Source organism: Streptomyces dysideae (assembly GCF_001514305.1).
GTDB lineage: Bacteria > Actinomycetota > Actinomycetes > Streptomycetales > Streptomycetaceae > Streptomyces > Streptomyces dysideae.
Genome location: NZ_KQ949075.1, coordinates 103488 through 130379 on the forward strand (window position 1 = coordinate 103488; position 26892 = coordinate 130379).

The 26892-nt window shown below is 69.5% G+C and carries 23 protein-coding genes and 1 pseudogene; 11 read left to right on the forward strand and 13 right to left on the reverse strand.

What is annotated here, in order from left to right; translation table 11 throughout:
- The first annotated feature begins 44 nt into the window (after window positions 1–44).
- Both AQJ91_RS00430 and AQJ91_RS00435 read left to right on the forward strand, forming a co-directional pair.
- A complete protein-coding gene (locus AQJ91_RS00430; RefSeq protein WP_067014466.1) occupies window positions 45–674 on the forward strand; it encodes a TetR/AcrR family transcriptional regulator in 630 nt (209 codons plus the stop codon).
- A 186-nt stretch (window positions 675–860) separates the two neighbouring features.
- A complete protein-coding gene (locus AQJ91_RS00435; protein ID WP_079084601.1) occupies window positions 861–1913 on the forward strand; it encodes an endonuclease/exonuclease/phosphatase family protein in 1053 nt (350 codons plus the stop codon).
- A 215-nt stretch (window positions 1914–2128) separates the two neighbouring features.
- Here AQJ91_RS00435 and AQJ91_RS57265 read toward each other — a convergent pair whose 3' ends face one another.
- The 3 genes and pseudogenes from AQJ91_RS57265 to AQJ91_RS00445 all read right to left on the reverse strand — a co-directional run bounded on the left by AQJ91_RS57265 (window position 2129) and on the right by AQJ91_RS00445 (window position 4145).
- Entirely contained in the window at window positions 2129–2263 is a 135-nt protein-coding gene (locus tag AQJ91_RS57265) for a hypothetical protein (RefSeq protein ID WP_267891151.1), read from the reverse strand.
- A 252-nt stretch (window positions 2264–2515) separates the two neighbouring features.
- A complete protein-coding gene (locus AQJ91_RS00440) occupies window positions 2516–3367 on the reverse strand; it encodes a helix-turn-helix domain-containing protein (protein WP_067014468.1) in 852 nt (283 codons plus the stop codon).
- Window positions 3364–4145 (reverse strand): annotated as a pseudogene (locus AQJ91_RS00445) (DUF6879 family protein). The gene AQJ91_RS00440 and the pseudogene AQJ91_RS00445 overlap by 4 nt, the downstream one beginning before the upstream one ends.
- Before the next feature lie 171 nt (window positions 4146–4316).
- Between AQJ91_RS00445 and AQJ91_RS00450 the strand changes: the two are divergent.
- Both AQJ91_RS00450 and AQJ91_RS00455 read left to right on the forward strand, forming a co-directional pair.
- Window positions 4317–4523 (forward strand): hypothetical protein, encoded by a 207-nt coding sequence (locus tag AQJ91_RS00450; protein WP_067014471.1) that lies wholly within the window; start codon window positions 4317–4319, stop codon window positions 4521–4523.
- Window positions 4514–4741, forward strand: coding sequence for a hypothetical protein (locus AQJ91_RS00455; RefSeq protein ID WP_067014474.1), 228 nt, complete (start codon window positions 4514–4516; stop codon window positions 4739–4741). Before AQJ91_RS00450 ends, AQJ91_RS00455 begins: the two co-directional genes overlap by 10 nt.
- 162 nt (window positions 4742–4903) lie before the next feature.
- On the opposite strand, the gene AQJ91_RS00460 is transcribed toward AQJ91_RS00455, so the two are convergent.
- The 5 genes from AQJ91_RS00460 to AQJ91_RS00480 all read right to left on the reverse strand — a co-directional run bounded on the left by AQJ91_RS00460 (window position 4904) and on the right by AQJ91_RS00480 (window position 10248).
- The gene (locus tag AQJ91_RS00460) at window positions 4904–6682 is read right to left on the reverse strand and encodes an NAD+ synthase (protein ID WP_067014477.1); all 1779 of its coding nucleotides are present in this window, start codon (window positions 6680–6682) and stop codon (window positions 4904–4906) included.
- A 117-nt stretch (window positions 6683–6799) separates the two neighbouring features.
- On the reverse strand, window positions 6800–8386 hold the full coding sequence (locus tag AQJ91_RS00465; protein ID WP_067014480.1) for a multicopper oxidase family protein: 1587 nt from the start codon (window positions 8384–8386) through the stop codon (window positions 6800–6802).
- A 135-nt stretch (window positions 8387–8521) separates the two neighbouring features.
- Window positions 8522–8917, reverse strand: coding sequence for a DUF6153 family protein (locus AQJ91_RS00470; protein ID WP_067014483.1), 396 nt, complete (start codon window positions 8915–8917; stop codon window positions 8522–8524).
- A 54-nt stretch (window positions 8918–8971) separates the two neighbouring features.
- The gene (locus tag AQJ91_RS00475) at window positions 8972–9586 is read right to left on the reverse strand and encodes a DUF305 domain-containing protein (protein WP_067014486.1); all 615 of its coding nucleotides are present in this window, start codon (window positions 9584–9586) and stop codon (window positions 8972–8974) included.
- Window positions 9583–10248, reverse strand: coding sequence for a DUF3105 domain-containing protein (locus AQJ91_RS00480; RefSeq protein ID WP_067014488.1), 666 nt, complete (start codon window positions 10246–10248; stop codon window positions 9583–9585). Before AQJ91_RS00480 ends, AQJ91_RS00475 begins: the two co-directional genes overlap by 4 nt.
- A 133-nt stretch (window positions 10249–10381) precedes the next feature.
- Here AQJ91_RS00480 and AQJ91_RS00485 point away from each other — a divergent pair, with 133 nt between their 5' ends.
- Entirely contained in the window at window positions 10382–10816 is a 435-nt protein-coding gene (locus tag AQJ91_RS00485) for an RrF2 family transcriptional regulator (RefSeq protein WP_067014491.1), read from the forward strand.
- Here the strand turns inward: AQJ91_RS00485 and AQJ91_RS00490 are convergent.
- The gene (locus tag AQJ91_RS00490) at window positions 10813–12000 is read right to left on the reverse strand and encodes a globin domain-containing protein (protein WP_067014495.1); all 1188 of its coding nucleotides are present in this window, start codon (window positions 11998–12000) and stop codon (window positions 10813–10815) included. The two genes, AQJ91_RS00485 and AQJ91_RS00490, sit on opposite strands and share 4 nt — an antisense overlap.
- 297 nt (window positions 12001–12297) lie before the next feature.
- Here AQJ91_RS00490 and glnA point away from each other — a divergent pair, with 297 nt between their 5' ends.
- Window positions 12298–13659 (forward strand): type I glutamate--ammonia ligase, encoded by a 1362-nt coding sequence (glnA, locus tag AQJ91_RS00495; protein ID WP_067016002.1) that lies wholly within the window; start codon window positions 12298–12300, stop codon window positions 13657–13659.
- Window positions 13660–14299: 640 nt separating this feature from the next.
- Here glnA and AQJ91_RS00500 read toward each other — a convergent pair.
- The gene (locus AQJ91_RS00500) at window positions 14300–14740 is read right to left on the reverse strand and encodes a VOC family protein (RefSeq protein ID WP_067014498.1); all 441 of its coding nucleotides are present in this window, start codon (window positions 14738–14740) and stop codon (window positions 14300–14302) included.
- 32 nt (window positions 14741–14772) lie between these two features.
- Window positions 14773–15276 (reverse strand): pyridoxamine 5'-phosphate oxidase family protein, encoded by a 504-nt coding sequence (locus AQJ91_RS00505; RefSeq protein WP_067014501.1) that lies wholly within the window; start codon window positions 15274–15276, stop codon window positions 14773–14775.
- Window positions 15277–15368: 92 nt separating this feature from the next.
- On the opposite strand from AQJ91_RS00505, the gene AQJ91_RS00510 reads away from it, so the two are divergent.
- Complete coding sequence (locus tag AQJ91_RS00510; RefSeq protein WP_067014504.1) at window positions 15369–18365, forward strand: bifunctional [glutamine synthetase] adenylyltransferase/[glutamine synthetase]-adenylyl-L-tyrosine phosphorylase; 2997 nt, start codon at window positions 15369–15371, stop codon at window positions 18363–18365.
- Window positions 18366–18374: 9 nt separating this feature from the next.
- On the opposite strand, the gene AQJ91_RS00515 is transcribed toward AQJ91_RS00510, so the two are convergent.
- Entirely contained in the window at window positions 18375–19247 is an 873-nt protein-coding gene (locus AQJ91_RS00515) for a phosphatase PAP2 family protein (RefSeq protein ID WP_067014506.1), read from the reverse strand.
- A gap of 141 nt (window positions 19248–19388) precedes the next feature.
- Entirely contained in the window at window positions 19389–20423 is a 1035-nt protein-coding gene (locus tag AQJ91_RS00520; protein ID WP_067014509.1) for a LacI family DNA-binding transcriptional regulator, read from the reverse strand.
- A gap of 481 nt (window positions 20424–20904) precedes the next feature.
- Between AQJ91_RS00520 and AQJ91_RS00525 the strand changes: the two genes are divergently transcribed.
- The 4 genes from AQJ91_RS00525 (at window position 20905) to AQJ91_RS00540 (ending at window position 26168) form a co-directional block, all read left to right on the forward strand.
- Entirely contained in the window at window positions 20905–22173 is a 1269-nt protein-coding gene (locus tag AQJ91_RS00525) for an extracellular solute-binding protein (protein ID WP_067014511.1), read from the forward strand.
- Window positions 22174–22281: 108 nt separating this feature from the next.
- On the forward strand, window positions 22282–23286 hold the full coding sequence (locus AQJ91_RS00530) for a carbohydrate ABC transporter permease (protein ID WP_067014515.1): 1005 nt from the start codon (window positions 22282–22284) through the stop codon (window positions 23284–23286).
- A 13-nt stretch (window positions 23287–23299) separates the two neighbouring features.
- Window positions 23300–24208: a sugar ABC transporter permease gene (locus AQJ91_RS00535; RefSeq protein WP_067014518.1), complete on the forward strand. Its 909-nt coding sequence runs from the start codon at window positions 23300–23302 to the stop codon at window positions 24206–24208.
- Between the two features lie 268 nt (window positions 24209–24476).
- Window positions 24477–26168, forward strand: coding sequence for a glycoside hydrolase family 13 protein (locus tag AQJ91_RS00540; protein ID WP_067014520.1), 1692 nt, complete (start codon window positions 24477–24479; stop codon window positions 26166–26168).
- The last annotated feature ends 724 nt before the right edge of the window (window positions 26169–26892 follow it).

Sequence of the window (26892 nt, forward strand, 5' to 3'; positions counted from 1 at the left end):
CCACGGGAGAGAATCACCCCAGTGCGACGAAGGGACGGAGTGAAGTGAGCCTCGCCGACAGCCAGTCAAGGCCGGACGGCCCCGCACGGGGCCGCCCCCGCAGCGAGGTCGTGGAACGCGCCATCGTCGAGGGCGTCATGCGGCTGCTGGAGGAGGGCGTACCGCTCGCGGAGCTGTCCATCGAGCGCATCGCGCGCACCGCCGGCGTCGGCAAGGCGACCATCTACCGCCGCTGGAGCGGCAAGGAGGAACTCTTCGTCGACGTCGTCCGCACCGCCGAACCCCCGGACCCCGAACTCCCGGGCACCTCGATGCGCGACGATCTCATCGCCCTCCTCGAACAGCTGCGCCAGCGCGGCCTGATGACCCGTTCGTCGGCGATCCTGCACAACGTCTACGCCCAGATGAAGAGCACCCCGAAGGTGTGGGCCGCCTACCACGCGAGCGTCGTCGAACCCCGCCGCCGGCTCCAGGTCGAGGTCCTGCGCCGGGGGCAGCGCGACGGCGAGCTCCGCGCGGACGTCGACGTCGAGCTGCTGAACGACATCCTCGTCGGCCCGATGCTCCTGCGCACCGTCATGCGCCCGGACGCCGACCTCCCCGACGGCCTCGCCGAACAGGTGGTCGACACTCTGCTCGAAGGACTACGGCCCGTCAGTTCGCCACCCGCGTAATGCCTCTGTGCGCGATTCGTCACAGAGCGCGCTTTCCACGCCGGCAACCGGAACTCTGGAAGGCGACTTGTACGTCCTCGTGCCCGTACGGCCGTCTTGGAGCGGCAGGATCGGAACCGATTCATCCCCTAGGGTCGTAGGGCGCGGGGGGACGATGGTGTGCACGGCAGGTAGTGAGGCAACGGTATGGCGCAGCAGGCGTACATGACGGAGACGGACAACGGAGGCTCGGGACCCGAGCGCCGGGGACCCGGGCTTCGGCGCCTGATCAACCGCCTGGTCGCGGGCTGGCGCGGGGATCCGAGGATCTGGCGCCGCGGCATCGTCGTGGCCACTCTCGCGGTGCTGCTCGCCCTGGTCATGGTGCTGCACGCGCGGATCCCGAACACCATCGGCAACCTCGGCAGCCTCACCGAGACCTTCCTGCCCTGGCTGGGCGTCTTCATCCCGCTGCTGGTCCTGCTCGGCCTGGTGCGGAAGTCGGCGACCGCGCTGATCGCGGTGCTGGTGCCGTCGATCGTCTGGCTGAATCTCTTCGGCAGCCTCCTCGTCGACAAGACCGGCGGCGGCGGCGACCTCACGGTGGCCACGCACAACGTCAACGCCGACAACGCCGACCCGTCCGGCACCGCCCGCGCCGTCGCCGCGTCCGGCGCTGACGTGCTGGCGCTGGAGGAGCTCAAGGCGTCGGCGCTCCCGACGTACGAGAAGGAGCTGGCGTCGACGTACCGGTACCACGCGGTGGTCGGCACCGTCGGGCTGTGGAGCAAGTACCCGATGAGCGACGTCAAGGACGTCGACATCAAGCTGGGCTGGAAGCGCGCCATGCGGGCCACGGTGGCGACGCCGGCCGGGCAGGTCGCGTTCTACGTCGCCCACCTGCCGTCGGTGCGGGTGAAGGTGGAGGCCGGGTTCACCGCGCGGCAGCGCGACAAGAGCGCCGACGCGCTGGGCGAGGCCATCTCCGACGAGAAGCTGCCGAGGAAGGCGCTGCTCGGCGACCTCAACGGCACGATGAACGACCGCGCCCTCAACGCCGTCACCGCCCAGATGCGCTCCACGCAGGGCGCGGCGGGCAACGGGTTCGGGTTCAGCTGGCCGGCGTCGTTCCCGATGGCGCGGATCGACCAGATCCTCGTGCAGGGCATCGAACCGGTGACGTCATGGACGCTGCCGGCGACCGGGAGCGACCATCTGCCGCTGGCCGCGCGTGTGAAAGTCGACACGTCCGCATCGTAAAAGCCCACGGCAACCCGCTCTTGACCTCGGGGAATACTGGGCCGGAGAGAGTTTGTTTCGTCGGTGAACATACGATGGAGTCCGACCCTCCCTCCTGAAAGGCACAGGCCCCTCCATGCCTCTGGCCCTGCTCGCCCTGGCCGTCGGCGCCTTCGGCATAGGTACGGCCGAGGTGGTAATTGGCGTGTAGGTATGCGAAGCGTAGCTGTTCCCGATCAAGGAATGCCCAGGTCGGAGCGCCTTCCTGCGTGGAAGAAATCCTGCGTGCCCCGCGCGTTGACCCACGTCGTTTCCACATGACGAAGCACGTCGTCGGCGTAGTCCAGGGTGATCCCCGGCTTCAATCTCATGCGGAGATCCTGGCAGAGAGGAAGCCAGGGTGCCGAGCGAAATACGCCGGGGCGCCCGGCCATATGCCGCGTGGCTCAGTGCGTCCCGGACCGTGTCAGAGCCCGACGCCCCGTTGTCAGTGGGATCCGTGGGGCTGACTGAGACGACACGGCGGGGGCACCTGGGGCCGGTGGTGTCGGTCAGACCTCTGACCAGGCGGCGGAAACGCCCTCCGGCCTGGGACTCTCCTGGTGATCATGCGGGCTGGTCAGTCAGGCCACGTTGAGGACCCGGCGCGCGGCGCTGATGATCCGGTGTGCGTCGGCCCCGTACACGGCGGACTCCCGCAGCGTGTTCCAGGTACGGAGGTACGTGCTCACGCTGGCGTCGTCCTCGATCCACAGTTCGGAGTGCCACGTCTCGACGATCACCCGGCTGTCGTCGTAGACCCAGAAGGCCGTGGCGGGCGGGATCTTGAGGGAGGCACTGAGCGGGATGATCCCCAGCTCGACGGTGTCCAGGCCGACGGTGCCGGACAGCCGGTCGAGCTGGGCGGCCAGGACGGACGGCGGGCAGATGAGCGCGCGGAGCGCGGCCTCCCAGAGGATGAGGTGGAAGCGCTTGGTGGGGTCGTACAGCGCCTCCTGCCGCTGGATACGGGAGCGTACGGCCGCCTCGGTGTCCCGGGGCGACTGCTGGAGTTCGGCGTATCGAGTGAAGATCGACCGCGCATAGTCCGGAGTCTGGAGAATCCCGAAGATCATGGACGACTCCCAGCCCCGGAACTCGGAGGCGTCGGCGTGCGCGGCCAGGTGCGTGTCCTGGACCGCCTTGTGTCCCGAGGCCAGCTGCCGCCGCCAGGAGCGGATGTGAGACTCGAACCCCCGCAGCCGCGCCAGGAGTTCGTCATAGGCGTCCGGCTGGCCGGTCCCCTCGGCCCACGCGCGCAGGTCGTCAGGGGTGGCGGTCTGCTTGCCGTTCTCCAGCTTGCTGACCTTGGGCTGCGGCCAGCCGAGCCGCCGGGCGAGCGCGGAACCGGTGAGCCGGCCAGCGGGGGCGGTGAGCCTCAGCTCACGCAGCCGCACCCCGAGCGCTTCACGCGCCTGCTGGTAGTCGGTGGTCACCGGTTCCGCTCCCTGGTGTTGCTCTGCTTCGCGGGCAGGTTCGCTGCGAAGGTCTCGTACGGCACGGCGTAGTGGGTGGCGGCGTCGCGTGCCTGGCAGTAGCGGTTGACCTCCACCGGCTCCGTGATCAGCTCCACGTCCACGAGGTTGTCGGCGTCATCGAAGTTGAGCCGGGCCACCAGCCGGGAGTCGAACAGTCAGAAGTCCTCTGCGGGGAGCTGGAGGCGGTCGGCGTCGGCACGCCAGAGCTGCCGGATGTCCTCGCCGACGGAGCTGTTCCGCCGGGCGTTGTCGAGCAGGTAGAGCTGCCCGAGAGTGGGCGGGTTGTCGACGATGCGCGCACGCGCTCGAACCGCTTGCCGAGCGCGGTCTGTTCGCGGCGCTCGGCGCACCACTCCGCGTCCTTGCCCTCCCAGTCGACGGGCTCGCTCCGGGTGAACTGCGCGTAGGTGTCGGTGGCCTCGTCGGACGCGTACCGGCGTCGCGTCTCCAGCCGCCAGGCGGTGTGTTCGAACTGGGTGAACAGCCGGTCGAACTCGTCCAGTCCGATGATGTTCGGCACTCGGGTGACCTCCTTGGGGCCGAAGTCGACGAGCAGTTCGCGCGGGACGACGATGGGTACCTCGCCCTCCCCCAGGTGGCGGAGCCGGACGATGTCGTCGGGGTCGGTGAGCGCCGGTCCGTGGATGATCACCTCGCCGGTGTCGAGGTCTTCGTGCACGGCCGGGCAGCCGTTCACGCCGCTGCCCGTGCCGTTGAAGCGGATGTTGCGCGCCATGATCAGTTCCTTTCGCCGGGTACTGATCCATTCATGATCACCGTGCTCGGGACCGGGCGGTACGGGTCCGCCGCGCCCTCGTGGACATAAACGGCTATAGATGGCCTAGTCCTGCGAATAATCGAGTATAGGCTCTAGTCCTCTCAACTGGCCCACCACAACGCTGAGTTCATGGTCACAGCGCAGCAAAAGCCGGGCACCTCGGATGTCACAGCGGCGGTCGAAACTCTGCGGGAAGCACTGACGGCGGCGGGGATCGTGCTGCCGTCTCTGGGGGTGGACGAGGCGTCGCCCTCACTGAACCTGATCACCCTGGGCCGCGTACGTGCCGATGTCGCGTTGCGGCTCGCCGACATCATCCGGCGGGGATGCTCATGAACGGATACACGCCCCAGATCGGTGACCTCGTGTACGACGAGGCGACGCGCAAGGTCGGCCGTGCGATGGGGCATGTCGGCGGGTGCTGGCAGCTCCGGCCGCCCGGCGGCGGACTGGAGTGGGATGCGAACGGGCCTCTGCGGCCCGCTACGGCGGCGGAGAAGCTGTCGGCGGGCGTGGCGATGGCCAACGCCCGGAGCCGAGGAGAGACGCCGTGAGCGCGCCCGTGACGGACCCGCCACCGCTGTCGGCCGAGTGCACTCTGGGCCAGCGGCCGGGCTAGCAGGCGAGGGCGTGGCAGTCCTGATCCAGGGCTCCGCCCCTGGGCCGGGAGTCCGGGGGCGGAGCCCTCAGGTCCGCGCACCCCCACGCACGGCTGCCTACACCGACTCACGCCACCCATTAGTGATCGGCAAACGCCGGTCCTTCCCGAACCCCTTCGCCGAGATCTTGGTCCCCGGCGGATACTGACGCCGCTTGTACTCCGCCGTATCCACCATCCGCAGCGTCTTCGTGACCAACCCCCGGTCATACCCCGCGGCGACGATCGCATCGGCCCCCTGATCCTGGTCCACATACAGGTCAAGAATCGCGTCCAGCACCGGATAGTCCGGCAACGAGTCCGTGTCGACCTGCCCAGGCCGCAACTCGGCACTCGGCGGCTTGGTGATCGAGCTCTCCGGAATCGGCGGGGTCTGCCCCCGCTCCGCCGCCGACCGGTTGCGCCACTCGGCCAGCCGGAAGATCGACGTCTTGTACACGTCCTTGATCGGCCCGTACGCCCCCACCGAGTCGCCGTACAGCGTCGAGTACCCCACCGCCAGCTCCGACTTGTTGCCGGGCGCCAGCACGATGTGGCCCTCCTGGTTGGAGATCGCCATCAGCAGCGTCCCCCGCAGTCGCGACTGGAGGTTCTCCTCCGCCAGCCCCGTCAGCCCCAGCGACGACATATACGCGTCGAACATCGGCTCGATCGGCACCGTACGGAAGTTCAGCCCCGTACGACGGGCCAGTTCCGCCGCGTCCCCCTTGGAGTGCTCGGAGGAGTACTTCGACGGCATCGACACGCCGTACACGTTCTGCGCGCCCACCGCGTCGCAGGCGATCGCCGCGACCAGCGCCGAGTCGATGCCGCCCGACAGACCGATGAGGACCGACTTGAAGCCGTTCTTCGCGACATACGCCCGCAGGCCGACCACCAGCGCCGAGTACACCTCCTCGTCGTCGTCCAGCCGCTCCGCGTAACCGCCCGACAGCTCCGGCTCGTACGCCGGGAGCGGCTCCTCGGACAGGACGAGCCGGTCGATGCGCAGACCGTCGTCCACACGTTGTCCATCAGCGACTCCGTCGCGGGCGGTCGGCGCGTCCGCCGACGCCGCCGGCAGGTCGAGGTCGAGGACCACGCAGCCCTCCGCGAACTGCGGCGCCCGCGCGATCACCTCGCCGTCCCGGTCGACCACGATCGAGTCACCGTCGAAGACCAGTTCGTCCTGCCCTCCGATCATGGCGAGATAGGCGGTGGTGCAGCCCGCCTCCTGGGCCCGCTTGCGGACCAGCTCCAGACGGGTGTCGTCCTTGTTGCGCTCGTACGGCGAGGCGTTGACCGAGATCAGCAGGCCCGCCTCGGCCGACCGCGCCGCCGGCACCCGGCCGCCGTCCTGCCAGAGGTCCTCGCAGATCGCGAGCGCCACGTCGACCCCGCGCACCCGGATCACCGGCATGGTGTCGCCGGGCACGAAGTAACGGAACTCGTCGAAGACGCCGTAGTTCGGCAGGTGGTGCTTGGCGAAGCTCAGCACCACCTCACCGCGGTGCAGCACCGCCGCCGCGTTCTGCGGGGCGCCGGCCGGCTGGCCGTACCTGGGCTGGGCGGACTCGGAACGGTCGAGGTAGCCGACGATCACCGGCAGCTCCCCGAAACCCTCGTCGGCGAGCCGCTCGGCCAGACTGCGCAGGGCCGCGCGGGACGCCTCCACGAAGGACGGGCGCAGCGCCAGGTCCTCGACGGGATACCCGGTCAGCGACATCTCAGGGAACGCCACGAGATGCGCTCCCTGCTCGGCGGAGTGCCGGGTCCAGCGCAGGATCGTCTCGGTGTTCCCGGAGATGTCACCGACACACGAGTCGATCTGGTTCAGGGCGAGGCGTAGTTGAGGCACGCGCTCAGTGTAATCGTCAGAGCGACGCGATGGGGTGGCGCGGAGTGTGGGCCACCCCACGCCGTCCACTGCCCCGAGCCGTCCCCGGCCCTTGGGGCCTGCCCGGCGGATCAGGCCCTAGCCTCGGTAGCCCAGCACCGTCATCATCCCCGCCTCCGAGTGATAGACGTTGTGGCAGTGGATCATCCACAGCCCCGGATTGTCGGCGTCGAAGTCCACCGTCAGCATGCCGTTCGGCAGCACGATCGCCGTGTCCTTGCGCGGGCCTCCCGTCACATTGGCCAGGCCGAAGGTGTGGCCGTGCAGATGGATCGGGTGCCACATGGTCGTCGAGTTGGAGAACTCGAGCCGCACCCGCTCACCGGCCCGCACCGGATGGCGCTGCGCGGCGCTGTACGGCTTCTTGTCGAAGGCCCAGTCGTACTTCATCATCCCGCCGGTGAGCTTGAGCCGGATCGTCCGGTCCGGCTTGCGCCGCGGCAGGGCCACCGACTCGTCCGCCGTGAGCTTGTCGGCCGTCAGCAGTCTGCCGTCCAGCTCCTTCGGGCGTACGGTCGCCGCGGGCGCCGCACCGCCGCCCGTGCGCAGCACCGCCATCGTGGTGGCCTTCTTGCCCTCGGCGAGCGCCGTCAGCGGGAAGACGCCGTCCCCCGCCGTCACCAGCACGTCGTACCGCTCGCCCATGCCGAGCAGCAGCGCGTCCGTCGTCGTATGCCGGACCGGGAAGCCGTCCGTGTGCGTCACCGTCATCTCGTGTCCGCCGAGGGCGACCCGGAAGGCGGTGTCCCCGCCGGCGTTGACCAACCGGATCCGGATCCGGTCCCCGGGATTCGCCCGGAACGCCGAAGGCGCCTTCGCCGTACGCCCGTTGACCAGGTAGTGGGGATATGCCACATCGCCCGCGTCCCCGCCCAGCAGCTCGCTCTCGGCGCCCATCATCATCCGGGACGGACCGGAGGACGAGGCCGACGGGGAGGCCTCGGAGCGCATCGTCATCCCCGACATGTCATGGCCCTCATGACCCGAACCGCCCATGCCCCCGCTCAGCTCACCGAGCACGGAGTCCGGTGTCGAGCCGTCCACGCCGTCGACCCAGTCGTCCAGGACGACCGCCCACTCCTTGTCGTACGCCAAGGGCTCCTTGGGATCCTCGACGATCAGCGGTGCGTACAGCCCGCGGTCCTGCTGGACGCCGGAGTGCGGATGGAACCAGTACGTGCCCGCGTGCGGCACCGTGAAGCGGTAGGTGAAGTCGGCGCCCGGCTTGATCGCGCGCTGGGTGAGGCCGGGGACGCCGTCCATGTCGTTGCGCAGGGCGAGGCCGTGCCAGTGCAGGGACGTGGTGGCCGGGAGGTGGTTGGCGAGCGTGAGGGCGAGGGTGTCGCCGGCGGTGACACGGATCTCCTTGCCGGGCAGTTCGCCGCCGTACGCCCACGACCTGACCGTGCGCTCGCCGAGGTCGAGCGAGGCCTCGGCGGCCGTGAGTTTCACCTCGCGGACCGCGCCGCTGCCGTCGGCGGCGCGCTTCTTCTCGGCGGCGGCGACCTCCTCGCCCGCCGGATCGACATAGCCCCCGGGTGCGGCGGCCGCGGGCTCGCCCCCGCCGTGTCCGGAGTGGCCTCCGCCTGAGCAGGCGGCCAGAAGGCCCGTACCGGCGACGGCGACGGATGCGCCGAGTACGGAACGGCGCGTGTGATGACGCATGACTGGGTGACACCTCGATATGTGTGGTGCTGCTGTGATGCATGGCCTGGACGCGTCTGCTGCTTCTGGTACACCGCTCGCGGCGCGCAGGTTCCCACCTGCGTGCGAGCAGCCCGAAACAGCCGGTGCGCAGGCCTAGATGCGCAGCACCGACAACTGGGCGAGGAGATGTCTCGGCGGGGGAGGGTTCGGCCACAGGGCCCGTAGGAGCCGGGAGGACGAGGGGGCGCGGAGCTGTCCGGGCCGTGTGGCATCGGATGCCGGCGCCATGAGCAGCAGGAGCGTGGCGGCCCCCAGCACCGCCAGGCACACCGACGACGGATCAGTCCCGCCCGGGGCAGGCATCTCGGCGCTCACCGCCGGGACGGTCGCCGACTCGGGCGTCGACGCGACCGCCGCGTGCCCCGCCGTATGACCGGCCGGCCCGCCGTGCTCGGAGGGATGCCCGAGCGTGTGCATCGTCACGACCCCGAGGAGCAGCACGGCGAACAGCAGCAGCCGTCCGTACGTCCCTCTCCTCGTCCCGGTCATGCACAGCAGCCTACCCCTACCGGGTATGCGCACATGCCCGTGCCGCGTCGAGGGTCACGGCCGCGGCTTCGCGCCCCGCTCGGCGAGCATGTCCTTCATCAGCCCGATCTCCGACTCCTGACCGTCGACCATGCCCTGCGCCAGCCGCCTCTCCACGCCGACCGTGCACCGGTCGACACAGGACTCGGCCATGTGGATGCCGCCCTTGTGATGGTCCGTCATCAGCTGCAGAAAGAAGATCTCGGCCTGTTCGCCGTTGAGTTTCCCGAGCTTCTCCATCTCGGTGTCGGTCGCCATGCCCGGCATCAGCGCGCCGTCCTCACCGACGGCCATGTCCATGCCCGTCCACGCCATCGGCGTCGACGACACCTTCGGCAGCCCCCACAGGTCCAGCCAGCCGATCATCATGCCGCGCTGGTTGGCCTGCGTCTGCGCGATGTCGTAGGCCAGGCGCCGCACCTCCTCGTCGTCGGTGCGGTCGCGCACGACGAACGACATCTCCACGGCCTGCTGGTGGTGTACCGCCATGTCGCGCGCGAAGCCGGCGTCCGCCGAGTCGGCCGTGGGGGCGCTGCTCGCGCCGTCGTCCCCGGCGACCGCGAAGCTGATCGCACCGGTCGCGACGAGCACGGCCGCGGCGGTCCCCGCGATCCAGCCCAGCTGCCTCACTGCGCCAGACCTCCCGTGCAGACCGCGCCCTTCTCGGGGGTCTGCTCGCCCTGGACGTACTTCTCGAAGAACTTGTCGACGTTCGGGTCGCTCGCGCCGGTCACCGTGCGCTGGTGGCCCCACGCGGAGAGCATGATCGGATCCTTCTGCTTCTCGTCCGGGCTCATCAGCGTGTACGGCGTCTGCTTCACCTTCGCCGCCAGCGCGGCCACATCGGCCTCCGAGGCCTTGCTGGTGTACGTCACCCACACCGCGCCGTGCTCCAGGGAGTGCACGGCGTTCATGTTGTTGAGTTCCTTGGTGTAGACGTCGCCGTTGCAGTTCATCCAGACCTGGTCGTGGTCACCGCCGACCGGGGGCTCCATCGCGTACTTCACGGTCTTGGTGACGTGGGTCTGGGTCAGCTTGCCCTTCCAGGTCTTCACACCGTCCGCACCGGTGATGAAGCTCCCCGTGGGCTGCTTCGCGTCGGCCGCCTCGCTGCTGTCGTCGGACTGCGACCTGACGACGAAGACACCACCGGCGACGAGACCGGCGACGACCACCACACTGGCAGCGATGGTGAGGATCCGGTTGCGGCGCTCCCGGGACTGCTCGGCGCGCCGCATCTCCTCTATCCGCGCCTTGCGGGACGCACTGCTCTGGTTCTTGGCGGAGCCCATGGGGTGTTGTCCTTCGGGGGGAAAGGGACGGTCGGGTCCGCTGATCGTAGTGGGGAGGGAGTGCCCTCTCGTAGAGAGGGCAGAGGAAACCAGATATTTTGAGTCGGAGATGCGCATTACCTACGCTGCCCGTATGCGGCTGTTGCGCTCCACCGACCTGGCACTGCGCGTCCTCATGCGGCTCGCCGTCGAGGGCGACGCCAGCCCCACCACGCGCGGGGTCGCGGAAGACATGGACGTGCCCTACACGCACACCGCGAAGGTCGTCGCCGAACTCCAGCACATGGGCCTGGTCGACGCCCGACGCGGCCGGGGCGGCGGGCTCTCGCTCAGCGACCGGGGGCGCACGGCGTCCGTGGGCGCCGTGGTGCGCGCCTTCGAGGGCGACGGCGACGTCGTCGAGTGCGAGGGCGCCAACCCCTGCCCCCTGAACTCCGCCTGTCGGCTGCGCGGCGCCCTGCGCCGGGCCCAGGAGGCGTTCTACGCCTCGCTGGACCCGCTGACGGTGGGCGACATGGTCACCGACCCCACCGGCCCGCTGCTGCTGCAGATCGGCCGCGCGCCCTAACCCTGGGCGATCCAGAGGTCCGGCCCGAACACCTCGTAGTGGATGTCCGCCGGGGCCACGCCCCGTTCGATCAGCTGCGCCCGTACCGACCGCATGAAGGGCAGCGGGCCGCACAGGTACGCGCGCGTGCCGGGCGCGACGGGCACGCGCGCGAGGTCGACGAGCCCGGTGTGGGCGCCGGCCGGGGCGTCCTGCTCGTACCAGAGGTGCACGGCCGAGTCCGGCAGCTTCCCGGCGTACGCCTCCTGGTCGGCGCGCAGGGCGTGCTCGGCGGGGGAGCGGTCGCCGTGGACGACGGTGACCGGGGCGCGGTGCCCGGCCTCCGCGAGGTGCGCCAGCATGGCGACCATCGGGGTCACACCGATGCCGGCCGAGGCCAGCAGCAGGGGCGTGTCCGTGGCGTCGTCGAGGACGAGATCGCCGTACGGGGCGGACAGCTCCAGGACGTCACCCTCGCGCACGCGCGCGTGAAGATGGTTCGAGACCTCGCCGTCGGGTGACGCGGCGTCCCCGCCGACCCGCTTCACGCTGATCTGCCGTACGCCCGAGCCGGGCGCCCCGGAGAGGCTGTACTGCCGTATCTGACGGGCGCCGTCCGCGAGCTCCACGCGTACGGACACGTACTGCCCGGCGCGGAAGCCGGTCACCGCACCGCCGTCGGCCGGGCGCAGCCGGAAGGTGGCGACGTCGTCGGTGTCGGCGACCCGCTCGACGACCTCCCAGCGCCGCCACTCCGGCTCCTCGGACTCCTCGTACAGCCGCTTCTCGAGCGCGACGAGGGCGTTCGCCATCAGCCAGTAGACCTCGTCCCAGGCGGCGGCGACCTCGGGCGTGACGGCCTCGCCGAGGACGTCGGCGATGGCGGCGAAGAGGTGCTCGTGGACGATCGCGTACTGCTCCGGGGTGACGCCGAGCGAGGCGTGCTTGTGGGCGATGCGGGACAGCATCGCGTCGGGCCGCCGGTCCGGCTGGTCCACCAGGTGGGTGGCGAAGGCGGCGATGGACCCGGCCAGGGCCTGCCGCTGGGTGCCGGCCGCCTGGTTGCCGCGGTTGAACAGGTCACGCAGCAGCTCGGGGCGGGCGGCGAACATCCCGGCGTAGAAGCGTTCGGTGATCTCGCCGAGGGCGGCGCCGACGGCGGGGAGGGTGGCGCGGACGGTGGCAACGGACGGTTCGGACAGCATCGTGGGCTCCTTCTGACACGACGGGAACGACAGCCCTATTAAAACTTGCATCCGAGATGCCAATTAAACCGGGGTGGGTCTGAAGGGGCCGGGCATTACGGATGTCGGTCCGAGCAGGCAAGATGGGCGGAAGAGCAGTACATCTGCCATATGTGAGGCGTTCAGCCCGAGGTCGCTTCGTCGATCAAGGTCGGCAACGCGCATGAAATGCTGTTGTGGTGGGATGCTCAGGTGCCCGACCGCCTCCCGAGGGACCGGAGACAGGCGGCCTGACCAGCAAGGATGGGGAAGCGGAAGATGGACAAGCAGCAGGAGTTCGTGCTCCGGACGTTGGAGGAGCGCGACATCCGGTTCGTACGCCTGTGGTTCACGGACGTGCTGGGCTTCCTCAAGTCCGTGGCCGTGGCCCCGGCCGAGCTCGAGCAGGCCTTCGACGAGGGCATCGGCTTCGACGGCTCGGCGATCGAGGGCTTCGCCCGGGTATACGAGTCCGACATGATCGCCAAGCCGGACCCCTCGACCTTCCAGGTCCTGCCGTGGCGAGCGGAGGCCCCCGGCACCGCCCGGATGTTCTGCGACATTCTCATGCCGGACGGCTCCCCGTCCTTCGCCGATCCGCGGTACGTCCTCAAGCGGGCGCTGGCCCGAACCTCCGACCTGGGCTTCACGTTCTACACCCACCCGGAGATCGAGTTCTTCCTGCTGAAGGACCGCCCGCTGGACGGCTCCCGCCCGACCCCGGCGGACAACTCCGGCTACTTCGACCACACCCCGCAGAACATCGGCATGGACTTCCGCCGCCAGGCGATCACCATGCTGGAGTCGATGGGCATCTCGGTCGAGTTCTCCCATCACGAGGGCGCCCCCGGCCAGCAGGAGATCGACCTGCGGTACGCCGACGCGCTGTCCACGGCGGACAACATCATGACGTTCCGCCTGGTGATGAAGCAGGTGGCGCTGGAGCAGGGCGTCCAGGCGACGTTCATGCCGAAGCCGTTCAGCGAGCACCCGGGCAGCGGCATGCACACACACCTGTCGCTGTTCGAGGGCGACCGGAACGCCTTCTACGAGTCGGGCGCCGAGTACCAGCTCTCCAAGGTCGGCCGCTCCTTCATCGCGGGTCTGCTGAAGCACTCGGCGGAGATCTCCGCGGTCACCAACCAGTGGGTGAACTCCTACAAGCGCATCTGGGGCGGCTCCGAGCGCACCGCCGGCGCGGGCGGTGAGGCCCCCTCGTACATCTGCTGGGGCCACAACAACCGCTCGGCCCTGGTCCGTGTCCCGATGTACAAGCCCGGCAAGACCGGCTCGGCCCGCATCGAGGTCCGCTCGATCGACTCCGGCGCCAACCCGTACCTGGCCTACGCCGCCCTGCTGGCCGCCGGCCTCAAGGGCATCGAGGAGGGCTACGAGCTCCCGCCGGGCGCCGAGGACGACGTCTGGGCCCTCTCCGACGCCGAGCGGCGGGCGATGGGCATCGAGCCGTTGCCGCAGAACCTCGGCGAGGCGCTGACGCTGATGGAGCGCAGCGACCTGGTCGCCGAGACGCTCGGCGAGCACGTCTTCGACTTCTTCCTGCGCAACAAGCGCCAGGAGTGGGAGGAGTACCGCTCCGAGGTGACCGCGTTCGAGCTGCGGAAGAACCTGCCGGTGCTCTGAGCGCAGGGCAGCGGGGTTCCCGAAACGGCCCGGGCCGGCGGCAGTGAGCCGCCGGCCCGGGCCGTCTGCATGCTGAGACGCGTGGTCATGACCTGGGATCCGTGGCTGTCAGCCAGTCTCACGTCAACGCAGGTCAATGCGGCCGATGTTGCGTGCTGTGCAGAAGGAGTGACTGGCGATATATGAGTTCTATTCCCAATTATCCTAATTTTCTTGACATGTACCGTCTGAGCGAGAAGCGTGAATTGAGGATCTACGGCAGTCCGAAACGCTCTGCCGCACAGCCGACAAGGACTGGAGGCTAGGCGGAAAGGACGAACTCACTCACGAGGAAGCGGCTCGGGGCGGCGGTTGGCGCGGTTGCGGCCGCGTTCGCGTTGGGCATCGGTGGCGCAGGTATCGCCGACGCCGCGATTACCCCGCAGTGCACCAACGGCGGCGGCCAGCAGCCTCCTGGTCAGCAACCCACGTGCACCGGCGGTGGGCTGGATGACGAGAACGTGAACCCGCAGGGCAAGCTCCCAGGAGGACACAACAAGTGACGCCGCTGTGCGCGGAGTGCCCCTCGGGTGTTCCGCACACAGGCGATCCCCATCGCGATATCCATGCCGACACGGCATTACGTGCCGGCTGGCTGGATTTATCCTTCGGCCAGCTCTGCCAGCAGAGCGTGCAGCGGCTTCGTGGCCCTCTGCCGGTACTCCTGGATCGCCCAGCCGTTGCCGTCCGGGTCCTTGAAGTACATGAACGTGGCGCCGTCGTCGGGCGTGTACTGCACCGGATCGGAGACCTCGAGCCCGCGCTCGGTCAGTTCGGCATGGGCCGCCTTGATGTCGGGGACGCACAACTGGAGGCCCTGGTACGAGCCGGGCGCCGGCGTCGGTCCGTCCATCGTGTCCCAGACGGTGTCGCCCAGGGCGATCGAACAGCCGGAGCCCGGAGGCGTCAGCTGGACGATGCGCATTCCCGGCATGACCTCCTGGTCGATGTCGACATGGAAGCCTGCCTTGTCCCGGTAGAAGTCCCGGGCCCGGTCGATGTCACTGACCGGCAGCGGGATCACTTCAAGCGTGTACTGCATCACTGGTCCTCCAAGTCGCCCCGACGGGAGTGTCAGCCGAACCGCCAACGGGTCTGGCTGAACGGCTCCCCCTTACCGAAGCCGAAAACCGTCCGGGGTGCCACCGAGAAGACGAGTGCACTTCCTGGTCCGTGGTGGAAGCGGCCGTCGCGCACCTCGAAGTGCCAGAAGCTGCCGTACTTGCGCTCCCAGGCGTCGGCCAGATCGCGCAGCCTGTCGTCGTCGCCCACCCGGACCGCCTCACCCTCCACGACCAGGTCGTAGCCCTTGTTCCAGATGTTGGTGCCGGTGGTGAGCACGACGTTCGGGTTCTGCTCCAGATTCCTCGCCTTGCGCTCCTCGGGCCCCGTGCAGAAGTGCAGCGCGCCGTCCGCCCAGACGGCCGGGAGCGGGGTGACGTGCGGCCGTCCGTCGGGCCGCACGGTCGAGATCCAGAAGAGCTCGGCTTCGGAGAGCCGCGCCTGGGCCTCCGGCCAGGGGTGCGCGGTGGCGCCGTCGTCGCTGTAGCGGGGGTCGAGTTCGGTTTGAGGTTCCACACGTTCATCGTGCCCGTCCCGCTCGGGCGCTTCCCTCAGGCACTCCGGTTAGGCTCAGAGCCGTACGACCTTGATCCGAGGGGAGGCCGAGGATGACGGCGCCGGGGCGCAGGAGCAGTACCTTCACGCGGCTGCTGCGGCACGGCTTCACCGACCCCTCGGCCGCCGAGCGGCTCCTGGACAGCGCGGAGCTCGCCCTCCTCAGGGACGACCCGGTGCTGCTGGAGGCGCTGGGCGCCACCGCCGACCCGGACCTGGCACTGCGCGGCCTGGTCCGGCTGCTGGAGGCGCAGCCCGGCCCGATCGCCCAGCGGGAGCTGCTCGACACGGTGATAGCGGCCAAGCCGCTGCGCGACCGTCTCCTCGGGGTGCTCGGCGCCTCCGCCGCGCTCGCCGACCATCTCGCCCGGCATCCGAGCGACTGGCAGGCGCTGGTCATGTACGAGCCGCGGGATCTGCACCCCGAGGTGGAGGAGTTCGAGCTGGGCCTGGCGGAAGCCACCGATCCGGTCTCGCTGCGGGTCGCCTACCGGCGCTGCCTGCTGTCCATCGCCGCCCGTGACGTGTGCGGCACCACCGACGTCGCCCAGACCGCCGCCGAGCTCGCCGACCTCGCCACCGCGACCCTGCGCGCCGCGCTCGCCATCGCCCGTACGGCCGCGCCGGAGGACGCCGCGCTGTGCCGGCTCGCGGTGATCGCGATGGGCAAGTGCGGGGGGCACGAGCTGAACTACGTCTCCGACGTGGACGTGATTTTCGTGGGCGAGGCCGTCGAGGGTGCCGACGAGGGCAAGGCGCTGCGGTCCGCCACCAGGCTCGCCTCGCACATGATGCGGATCTGCTCCGAGACGACGGTCGAGGGGACCATCTGGCCGGTCGACGCCAACCTGCGGCCCGAGGGCAGGAACGGCCCGCTGGTGCGCTCGCTGAGCAGCCACCTCGCCTACTACCAGCGCTGGGCCAAGACCTGGGAGTTCCAGGCGCTGCTCAAGGCCCGCCCGGTCGCGGGCGACATCGAGCTGGGCGAGGAGTACGTCGCCGCGCTGGAGCCCCTCGTCTGGAAGGCCGCCGAGCGGGAGAACTTCGTCCCCGACGTGCAGAAGATGCGGCGCCGGGTGGTGGAGAACATCCCGCTCACCGAGCTCGACCGGCAGCTCAAGCTCGGCCCGGGCGGTCTGCGAGACGTCGAGTTCGCCGTACAGCTGCTGCAGCTGGTGCACGGGCGGGCCGACACGGCGCTGCGGAGCGGGACGACGCTGGACGCGCTGCAGGCGCTGGCCGCCGGGGGATATGTGGGCCGGGCCGATGCCGCCCAGCTCGACGCCGCCTACCGCTTCCTGCGCTCCATGGAGCACCGCATCCAGCTGTACCGGCTGCGCCGCACCCACCTCGTCCCCGAGAGCGACGACGACCTGCGCCGCATCGGCCGCTCCCTCGGCCTGCGCACCGACCCGGTCGCCGAGCTGAACCGCGAATGGAAGCGGCACGCCACCGTCGTACGCCGGCTGCACGAGAAGCTCTTCTACCGCCCGCTCCTCGACGCGGTCGCCCAACTCGCCCCCGGCGAGGCCCGCCTGAGTGCCGAGGCGGCCCGGGAACGGCTGGTCGCGCTCGGGTACGGCGACCCGGCCGCCGCGCTGCGCCACCTGGAGGCGCTGGCGTCCGGGGTCACCCGGAAGGCGGCCATCCAGCGCACTCTGCTGCCCGTGCTGCTGGGCTGGTTCGCGGACTCGGCGGACCCGGACGCGGGGCTGCTCAACTTCCGCAAGGTGTCGGACGCGCTCGGCAAGACCCCGTGGTATCTGCGGCTGCTGCGGGACGAGGGCGCCGCCGCCGAGAACCTCGCCCGGGTGCTGTCGGCCGGCCGGCTCGCCCCCGACCTGCTGATGCGCGCGCCGGAGGCCGTGGCGCTGCTGGGCGACGGGGACGGCGGCGGCCTTGATCCGCGCCCGCGGGCCCATCTCGAGCAGGAGATCCTCGCCGCCGTCGGGCGCGCGGAGGGTGCCGTGCAGGCGGTCACGGCCGCCCGTGGGGTGCGCCGCCGTGAGCTGTTCCGTACGGCCGCCGCCGACATCGTCGACTCGTACGGCACCGAGACCAAGCCCGCCGAGGCCGACCAGGGCGCCCTGGTCGACCGGGTCGGCGCCGCGGTGTCGGACCTGAACGCCGCCACCCTCGCGGGCACCCTGCGGGCTGTCGTCCGCGAGGGCTGGGGCGACACCCTGCCCACCCGGTTCGCCGTCATCGGCATGGGCCGCTTCGGCGGCCACGAGCTGGGCTACGGCTCCGACGCGGACGTCCTGTTCGTGCACGAGCCGCGCGAGGGCGTGGCGGAGCAGGAGGCGTCGGAGGCCGCGAACAAGGTGGTGTCCGAGATGCGCCGCCTCCTCCAGGTCCCCAGCGCCGACCCGCCGCTGCTGATCGACGCGGACCTGCGCCCGGAGGGCAAGTCCGGACCCCTCGTACGCACGCTGAACTCGTACGGCGCCTACTACCGCCGTTGGTCCCTGGTGTGGGAGTCGCAGGCCCTGCTGCGGGCCGAGGCCGTCGCCGGGGACGAGGAGCTGGGCCGCCGCTTCATCGAGCTGATCGCCCCCCTGCGCTACCCGGCGGAGGGGCTCGGCGACGACGCCGTACGGGAGATCCGGCGCCTGAAGGCCCGGATGGAGACCGAGCGGATGCCGCGCGGCGCCGACCCGAAACTGCACACCAAGCTCGGCCCCGGCGGCCTCTCCGACGTCGAGTGGACGGTCCAGCTGCTCCAGCTCCAGCACGGCTGGGCCGAGCCGGGCCTGCGCACCACCCGCACCCGCGAGGCCCTCGCCGCCGCCTGCGCGGCGGAACTGATCCCGGCCGAGGAGGCGGCGACCCTCGACGAGGCCTGGGTCCTGGCGACGCGCGTACGCAACGCGGTGATGCTCGTGCGGGGGAGAGCCGGCGACACCTTCCCGTCGGACGGGCGCGAGCTCGCGGCGGTGGGGCGGTACCTGGGGTACGAGCCCGGTCACGTCGGCGACATGCTCGACGCGTACCGGCGTACGACACGCAGGGCACGGGCCGTCGTGGAGGAGCTGTTCTACGGAGCGTGAGCCCGCACTCTACGCCTTGTGCGGCAGCAGGGGCCTGCCCGGCCCGCCCGTCCCCCTGGCCGCCACCCGCCTCGGCAGCGCGTACGGCAGGCTGTCGTACCAGACCCGGGCCAGCGCGAAGCCGAACGCCAGGCACAGCATCCCGCCCACCGCGTCCAGCCAGAAGTGGTTGGCCGTCGCGACGATCACCACGAGCGTGGCCGTCGGGTAGAGCAGGCCCAGGATCCGGACCCACGGGACCGTGGCCAGGGCGAAGATCGTCATGCCGCACCACACGGACCAGCCGATGTGCATCGACGGCATCGCGGCGTACTGGTTGGACATGTTCTTCAGGTCGCCGGAGGCCATCGAACCCCAGGTCTGGTGGACCATGACCGTGTCGACGAAGCCGGTGCCGTTCATCAGCCGGGGCGGGGCCAGCGGATACAGGTAGTAACCGACCAGGGCCGCGCCCGTCGTCGCGAAGAGGACCAGACGGGTCGCCGCGTAGCGGCCGGGATGGCTGCGGAACAGCCAGACCAGGACCGCGAGGGTCACCACGAAGTGCAGGGTCGCGTAGTAGTAGTTCATGCCGACGATGAGCCAGGTCACCGAGTTGACGGCGTGGTTGACGGACTCCTCGAAGGCGACGCCGAATTGGTGCTCGGCCTTCCAGATCCAGTCGGCGTTGTGCAGGGCCTCGGCCCGCTGCTCCGGCACGGCGTTCCGGATCAGTGAGTACGTCCAGTAACTGACCGCGATCAGCAGGATCTCGAACCAGAGGCGGGGGCGGCGCGGAGCGCGCAGCCGGCGCATCAGGTACGGGCCGTTTTCCGCCGTGACGGAGTGCGGAGCGGCCGCCTGATCGCGGTCTTCCAGCTCGGTCACGGTCGTGTCACTCATAGGCACAAATTCTGCCAGAAACGGCTTCTTCGACCGATCATCCCCCGGTCTGGTCCCGGATGCATTTCCTACTACGGGAAGACACCCGAGCCTACTGTGAGCGTACGGCCGGACTCGGCCGATTCTCCGCCGTGAGGAGGATCAGGGGCGAACCCGTTCTCCAGGGGCCGAAGCGGTCGAACCGCGCACCACCAGTTCCGGCATGAACACGAACTCGCTGTGCGGCGCGGGCGTCCCGCCGATCTCCTCCAGCAGCGTGCGCACCGCGGCCTGGCCCATCGCCGGGACCGGCTTGCGGACCGTCGTCAGGGGCGGGTCGGTGAAGGCGATCAGGGGGGAGTCGTCGAAGCCCACCACCGAGACATCCGTCGGGACCTCCAGGCCGCGCTGCCGGGCCGCCCGTATCGCGCCCAGCGCCATCATGTCGCTGGCGCACACCACCGCCGTGCAGGACCGGTCGATCAGGGCCGTGGCCGCCGCCTGGCCGCCCTCCAGGGTGTACAGGGAGTGCTGGACCAGCTCGTTCTCTATGACGTCCGGGCTCAGGCCCAGCTGGTCCTGCATGGTGCGGACGAAGCCCTCGATCTTGCGCTGCACCGGCACGAACCGCTTCGGTCCGAGGGCCAGGCCGATCCGGGTGTGGCCCAGGGAGACCAGGTGCGTGACCGCCAGCGTCATCGCCGCGCGGTCGTCGGGGGAGATGAACGGCGCCTGCACCTTCGGCGAGAAGCCGTCGACGAGGACGAAGGGCACGCCCTGGGCGCGCAGCCGCTCGTAGCGCTGCATGTCGGCGGTGGTGTCGGCGTGCAGCCCGGAGACGTAGATGATGCCGGCGACCCCGCGGTCGACCAGCATCTCGGTCAGCTCGTCCTCGGTCGAGCCTCCGGGGGTCTGGGTGGCGAGCACCGGGGTGTAGCCCTGCCGGGTCAGCGCCTGGCCGATGACCTGGGCCAGGGCCGGGAATATCGGGTTCTCCAGCTCCGGGGTGATCAGGCCCACCAGGCCCTCGCTGCGTTGCCGCAGACGCACCGGGCGTTCATAGCCCAGCACGTCGAGTGCGGCCAGCACGGACTGGCGAGTGGTGGCGGCGACGCCGGGCTTCCCGTTGAGGACGCGGCTGACGGTCGCTTCGCTCACCCCCGCCTGAGCAGCGATGTCGGCAAGCCGTGTGGTCACAGCACTGGACTGTAGCGGGCGGGTGACGCCCTGCCCACCAATCGGACGCCGTGCGCGGGCGGTTGAACGGCCCGCTGCGGGCTGCTGCGTCATCGCGATCCCTTGTGTCGTGTTTCGGCGTCCGGTCCGCAACGAATGGTCCCCGCGGCGGAAGCGGATGGCAAGAGCTTGCAGAGTCTTGCACACACGTGCGGGTACCCGCCTGACAGTGGGGAAACCGGTCCTCGTAACGGCCGGAACCGGTCTCGCGGTGGTCGAGGAGAGGTCACGGCGGGATAACTCTCGACACTTCTTGCAGTTTTTTTCAGCAAGGTCTTTCGCGCCGCTTACATGGCTGTTACGTTCGGCGACGCCCGGCGGCGTCCCCACTCTCGGCTTCGCTCGAGCGGGGGGACCCCCATCGGCACAGTGGCAAGTCGACAGGACGGCAGACGGGGCCGCTTCCTGTGAGCACACGGGCTTACACCCTCAAGGAGAACTCATGCGGCGTGGCATAGCGGCCACCGCGCTGGTGGCGTCCCTCGCCCTCGCGGCGACGGCCTGCGGCGGAGACGACAGCGGCAGCGACTCGGGCGGGCCGGTCACCATCACCTGGTGGGACACCTCCAACGCCACGAACGAGGCGCCCACGTACCAGGCCTTGGTCAAGGAGTTCGAGGCCGCCAACAAGGACATCAAGGTCGACTACGTCAACGTCCCCTTCGACCAGGCGCAGAACAAGTTCGACACGGCCGCCGGCTCCAAGGGCGCCCCGGACATCCTGCGCTCGGAGGTCGGCTGGACCCCCGCCTTCGCCAAGAAGAGCTTCTTCCTGCCGCTGGACGGCACCGAGGCCCTCGCGGACGAGAGCAAGTTCAAGCCAAACCTGCTCGAGCAGGCCAAGTACGAGGGCAAGACCTACGGCGTGCCGTTCACCACGGACACCCTCGCCCTGGTCTACAACAAGGAGCTCTTCGAGAAGGCCGGCGTCGAGGCCCCGAAGACCTGGGACGACCTGAAGAAGGCCGCCGCCACGATCAAGGACAAGACCGGCGTCGACGGCTACTGGGGCTCCACCCAGGCCTACTACGCCCAGACGTTCCTCTACGGCGAGGGCACCGACACCGTCGACGCCGACGCCCAGAAGATCACCGTCAACTCGGCCGAGGCCAAGAAGGCGTACGGCACCTGGCAGAGCCTCTTCTCCGGCAAGGGCCTGCACAAGGCCGACACCACCGCCGACGCCTACGCCCACATCCAGGAGGCGTTCGTCAGCGGCAAGGTCGCCGCGATCATGCAGGGCCCGTGGGAGATCACCAACTTCTACAAGGGCTCCGCGTTCAAGGACAAGAACAACCTCGGCATCGCCACCGTCCCGGCCGGCTCCACCGGCAAGGCGGGCGCCCCCACCGGCGGCCACAACCTCTCCGTGTACGCGGGCTCGGACAAGGCCCACCAGGAGGCGTCGCTGAAGTTCGTGAAGTTCATGACCTCGGCGAAGGCCCAGGAGACCATCGCCCTCAAGAACTCCACGCTCCCGACCCGCGACGACGCCTACACCGCCGAGGTCAAGGCCGACCCGGGCATCGCCGGCTACCAGAGCGTCCTCGCCGCCGCCCAGCCGCGCCCGGCGCTCGCCGAGTACAGCTCCCTGTGGGGCCCGCTGGACACCGAACTGCTGAAGATCGCCGGTGGCAAGGAGTCCCTGGACAAGGGCCTGAGCAGCGCCGAGACCGCCATCGCCAAGCTGGTCCCGGACTTCAGCAAGTGACCCCGAGTGGCCGCCGGATCTCCCTGAACCGGGGGAGAGATCCGGCGGCCACCGGCCTGTGCGCCGTACCCCCTTTGATCCGCAGGACTCCGAGAAGGTTGTCGAACCATGACAGTCGCCATCGACCGCGCCACCGGCAAGCGCCACGGTGACCGCGCGCCGCGGCCCGGGCTGGGCCAGCGGCTGAAGCACGGCTACCGGAAGCACTGGTACGCCTACGCCATGATCACCCCCGTGGTCGTCGTGCTCGGCGTCCTCGTGCTCTATCCCCTCGCCTACGGCTTCTACCTCACCCTCACCGACGCCAACAGCCTCAACACGGCCCGCACCATCGGCGTCAACGAGATCGAGGCCACCTACAAGTTCATCGGCCTCGACAACTACGCCGACATCCTGTGGGGCCCGACGGCGTACGACCGCTTCTGGTCGCACTTCATCTGGACGATCGTGTGGACCGCGCTCTGCGTCGGCCTGCACTACACCATCGGCCTCGGCCTCGCCCTGCTGCTCAACCAGAAGCTGCGCGGCCGCACCCTGTACCGGCTGATCCTGGTCCTGCCGTGGGCCGTGCCGACCTTCGTCACCGTCTTCGGCTGGCGGTTCATGCTCGCCGACGGCGGCATCATCAACTCCGCCCTGGAGACACTGCACCTGCCGACCCCGCTGTGGCTGGAGGACACCTTCTGGCAGCGGTTCGCCGCGATCATGGTCAACACCTGGTGCGGTGTGCCGTTCATGATGGTCTCGCTGCTGGGCGGCCTGCAGTCCATCGACTCCTCGCTGTACGAGGCTTCGGAGATGGACGGCGCCAACGCCTGGCAGCGCTTCCGCTACGTCACCCTGCCGGGGCTGCGGTCCGTCAGCTCCACCGTGATCCTGCTCGGCATCATCTGGACCTTCAACCAGTTCGCCATCATCTTCCTGCTGTTCGGCGACACCGCCCCGGACGCCCAGATCCTGGTCACCTGGGCCTACTACCTCGGCTTCGGACAGCAGCCGCGCGACTTCGCGCAGTCGGCCGCCTACGGCATCCTGCTGCTGGCCATCCTGATCGTCTTCACCTCCTTCTACCGCCGCTGGCTGAACCGCAATGACCAGCAGCTCGCGATCTGAGGCAGGAGTCCCCATGAGCACCACCACCGTCGAGAACTCCGCCGCCACCGAGAAGGGGCCCGCGGCCACCCCGCCGCGCAGGACGCGCAGACGGGGCGAGAACAGCCTCGGCACGTCCCTCGCCTCGCACGGCATCCTGATCGTGGCGAGCCTGATCGCGTTCTTCCCCGTCGCCTGGCTGGTCTTCCTGTCCCTCGGCCCGGACAAGGACGACTACCTCCACCCGGGTGGCATCTGGGGGAAGACGACGTTCGACAACTACACGTTCGTCCTGCAGAACACGAAGTTCTTCGACTGGCTGACCAGCACGCTGATCGTCACCCTCGGCACCACCGCCATCGGCGTCATCATCTCCGCCACCACCGGCTACGCCGTTTCGCGGATGCGCTTTCCCGGCTACCGGAAGTTCATGTGGGTGCTGCTGGTGACCCAGATGTTCCCGGTGGCCGTACTGATGGTGCCGATGTACCAGATCATGTCGGACCTGCAGCTCATCGACAGCTACCTTGGGCTCATTCTCGTCAACTGCACGACCATCGTTCCCTACTGCGCCTGGCTGATGAAGGGCTACTTCGACACCATTCCGTTCGAGATCGACGAGGCGGGACGCGTCGACGGGCTGACCCCGTTCGGCACGTTCGCGCGACTCATCCTGCCGCTCGCCAAGCCGGGCCTGGCGGTCGCCGCCTTCTACAGCTTCCTCACGGCCTTCGCCGAGGTCGCGTTCGCGTCGACGTTCATGCTGTCCGACACGAAGTACACCTTCGCCGTCGGTCTGCAGACCTTCGTCAGCGAACACGACGCGCAGCGCAACCTGATGGCCGCCACCGCGGTGCTGATCGCCATACCCGTCTCCGCGTTCTTCTACCTCGTGCAGAAGAACCTGGTGACCGGCCTCACCGCGGGCGGAACAAAGGGGTGACGCTCCGCTGGGAGGGCCGCGATGGGCCGCCGATCGTCTGCGGCGCCGTTGTGGCTGGTCGCGCAGTTCCCCGCGCCCCTTTGGGGCGCTCACAACTCCCGCGTGCCTTGCGCGCGGGTGGCGGCCGCGGTCTCCATCCGACCCCGCTGTGACCGCGGCCGCCTCACATCCGTGCGCCGGAGGACCCAGAGGCTTCCGCAAAACGCCGAAAACCTGCAAGCCGCACACTTCATCCGTGACCCGAACCTCGTTACGCATCAAGGACGCTATGAGCCAGCACTCCGCCGCCCCGGCCCCGACCCCCACCTCCGCAGCGGCCGTCGTCACCGTCGCCAAGCGCCGCGACTGGTGGCGGGACGCGGTGATCTACCAGGTCTATCCGCGCAGCTTCGCCGACAGCAACGGCGACGGCATGGGCGACCTGGAAGGCGTACGTTCCCGACTCCCGTATCTGCGCGACCTCGGCGTGGACGCCGTGTGGCTGAGCCCCTTCTACGCCTCCCCGCAGGCCGACGCCGGCTACGACGTCGCCGACTACCGGGCCGTCGACCCGATGTTCGGCAACCTGCTGGACGCGGACGCGCTGATCCGCCACGCGCACGAGCTGAGCCTGCGCATCATCGTCGACCTGGTCCCCAACCACTCCTCCGACCAGCACGAGTGGTTCAAGCGGGCGCTGCGGGAAGGCCCCGGCTCACCGCTGCGCGACCGCTACCACTTCCGCCCCGGCAAGGGCGAGACCGGCGAACTCCCGCCCAACGACTGGGAGTCCATCTTCGGCGGCCCGGCGTGGACGAGAGTCACGGAACCGGACGGGGCGCCGGGGGAGTGGTACCTCCACCTCTTCGCCCCCGAGCAGCCCGACTTCAACTGGGAACACCCGGCCGTCGGCGACGAGTTCCGCTCGATCCTCCGCTTCTGGCTGGACATGGGCGTCGACGGCTTCCGCATCGACGTAGCGCACGGCCTGGTGAAGGCGGAGGGGCTCCCGGACCTCGGTTCCCACGGGCAGCTCAAGCTGCTGGGCAACGCTGTCATGCCGTTCTTCGACCAGGACGGCGTGCATGCGATCTACCGCCAGTGGCGGGGCATTCTGGACGAGTACGCGGGTGAGCGCATCTTCGTCGCGGAGGCGTGGACCCCGACGGTCGAGCGCACCGCGAACTACGTCCGCCCCGACGAGCTCCACCAGGCCTTCAACTTCCAGTACCTGAGCACGGACTGGGACGCGGAGGAACTCCGCAAGGTGGTCGACCGCACGCTGGACGCAATGCGCCCGGTGGGCGCCCCGGCGACATGGGTCCTCTCCAACCACGACGTCACCCGCCACGCGACGCGCTTCGCCAACCCGCCCGGCCTCGGCACCCAGATCCGCACGGCCGGCGACCGTGCCCTGGGCCTGCGGCGCGCCCGCGCGGCCACCCTCCTCATGCTGGCGCTGCCCGGCTCGGCGTACGTCTACCAGGGCGAGGAGCTGGGCCTGCCGGACGTCGTCGACCTGCCCGACGAGGTGCGCCAGGACCCGGCGTACTTCCGAGGCGCCGGCCAGGACGGCTTCCGCGACGGCTGCCGCGTCCCGATCCCGTGGACGCGTACGGGATCGTCGTACGGCTTCGGTGTGGGCGGCAGCTGGCTGCCGCAGCCGGAGGGTTGGGGCGACCTGAGCATCGAGGCCCAGACCGGCGACCCCGACTCCACCCTGGAGCTGTACCGCACCGCTCTCACCGTCCGCCGCGAACAGCCCGGCCTCGGCGCGGGCGACGCGGTGGAGTGGCTGAAGGCCCCCGAGGGCGTCCTCGCCTTCCGCCGTGGCGAGTTCGTGTGCGTCGCGAACACCGGCGAGGAGTCGGTGACGACACCGGCGTACGGCCGGGTGCTGCTCGCCAGCGGCGAGATCAGCGAGACGGACGGCGAGGCGAAGGTGCCGGGCGACACGACGGTGTGGTGGACGACGGCCTGAGGGCGTACGCAGCGCAGGGCCTGCCGCCCGGTTATGGGGCGGCAGGCCCAGTTGGCGTTGAGCAGCTGATCATCGAGGGCGGTTGAGGATCTGGCGGTGTTCGTCCTGAGGATCCTGGATAGGGAGATGGTCGGTCACGTATCGATCTGATCGCGAACTCATCCTCCAGCAGCGGAAGTTCACAGCAGCACAAAGGGTGTAGTCACCGTGGGCTCAAGCGCTGAGGCCCTCGGTGAGCTGGGCTGGTGGTCGGCCGGTGAGGGCGTTGCGCAGTGGGCCGACTCCATCTCGTGCTGACGAACACCGAGGACTTCCGGTGATCACACCAGGACCTGTGACCTGCAGAAATCAGGATGAAAGAGTGGTGGCGGGCCCACTCTCATCACGCTGCGATCAGAAGTCCTTCTGGAAGTCGTAGGTGTACGGCCCCGATACGAACTTGTCCGTGGAGAACAGATCCGCAGTGATCGTGCGACCTGGCGGCACGTCACTGGCCGACCCTTTAAGGCTGGCGACATCCTTCCCGCCCTTGAACACAGTGATCGTGAACGTGTTGGTTCCGCCGTCCGGGTTCTCGCCTGTGTAGGTGATCCGCGCACGTCCAGTGAAGTCACCCAGTCCGCTGTCACGTACCGTAATCGAGTCCAGCCTCGATCGGAGGCTGAGTGCCCTTGCCTTGAGGGGCCGGACTTGTAGTCGTGGTCGGCGGGTTAGTGGTGGGCGC

What these genes read in the sequence shown, in the direction of transcription:
- AQJ91_RS00435 (WP_079084601.1), top strand. Translation starts at nt 861, where the DNA reads ATGGCGCAGCAGGCGTACATGACGGAGACGGACAACGGAGGCTCGGGA.
- AQJ91_RS57265 (WP_267891151.1), bottom strand. Translation starts at nt 2,263, where the DNA reads ATGAGATTGAAGCCGGGGATCACCCTGGACTACGCCGACGACGTGCTT.
- AQJ91_RS00450 (WP_067014471.1), top strand. Translation starts at nt 4,317, where the DNA reads ATGGTCACAGCGCAGCAAAAGCCGGGCACCTCGGATGTCACAGCGGCG.
- AQJ91_RS00455 (WP_067014474.1), top strand. Translation starts at nt 4,514, where the DNA reads ATGCTCATGAACGGATACACGCCCCAGATCGGTGACCTCGTGTACGAC.
- AQJ91_RS00465 (WP_067014480.1), bottom strand. Translation starts at nt 8,386, where the DNA reads ATGCGTCATCACACGCGCCGTTCCGTACTCGGCGCATCCGTCGCCGTC.
- AQJ91_RS00470 (WP_067014483.1), bottom strand. Translation starts at nt 8,917, where the DNA reads ATGACCGGGACGAGGAGAGGGACGTACGGACGGCTGCTGCTGTTCGCC.
- AQJ91_RS00480 (WP_067014488.1), bottom strand. Translation starts at nt 10,248, where the DNA reads ATGGGCTCCGCCAAGAACCAGAGCAGTGCGTCCCGCAAGGCGCGGATA.
- AQJ91_RS00485 (WP_067014491.1), top strand. Translation starts at nt 10,382, where the DNA reads ATGCGGCTGTTGCGCTCCACCGACCTGGCACTGCGCGTCCTCATGCGG.
- AQJ91_RS00490 (WP_067014495.1), bottom strand. Translation starts at nt 12,000, where the DNA reads ATGCTGTCCGAACCGTCCGTTGCCACCGTCCGCGCCACCCTCCCCGCC.
- glnA (WP_067016002.1), top strand. Translation starts at nt 12,298, where the DNA reads ATGGACAAGCAGCAGGAGTTCGTGCTCCGGACGTTGGAGGAGCGCGAC.
- AQJ91_RS00500 (WP_067014498.1), bottom strand. Translation starts at nt 14,740, where the DNA reads ATGCAGTACACGCTTGAAGTGATCCCGCTGCCGGTCAGTGACATCGAC.
- AQJ91_RS00510 (WP_067014504.1), top strand. Translation starts at nt 15,369, where the DNA reads ATGACGGCGCCGGGGCGCAGGAGCAGTACCTTCACGCGGCTGCTGCGG.
- AQJ91_RS00515 (WP_067014506.1), bottom strand. Translation starts at nt 19,247, where the DNA reads ATGAGTGACACGACCGTGACCGAGCTGGAAGACCGCGATCAGGCGGCC.
- AQJ91_RS00525 (WP_067014511.1), top strand. Translation starts at nt 20,905, where the DNA reads ATGCGGCGTGGCATAGCGGCCACCGCGCTGGTGGCGTCCCTCGCCCTC.
- AQJ91_RS00530 (WP_067014515.1), top strand. Translation starts at nt 22,282, where the DNA reads ATGACAGTCGCCATCGACCGCGCCACCGGCAAGCGCCACGGTGACCGC.
- AQJ91_RS00535 (WP_067014518.1), top strand. Translation starts at nt 23,300, where the DNA reads ATGAGCACCACCACCGTCGAGAACTCCGCCGCCACCGAGAAGGGGCCC.
- AQJ91_RS00540 (WP_067014520.1), top strand. Translation starts at nt 24,477, where the DNA reads ATGAGCCAGCACTCCGCCGCCCCGGCCCCGACCCCCACCTCCGCAGCG.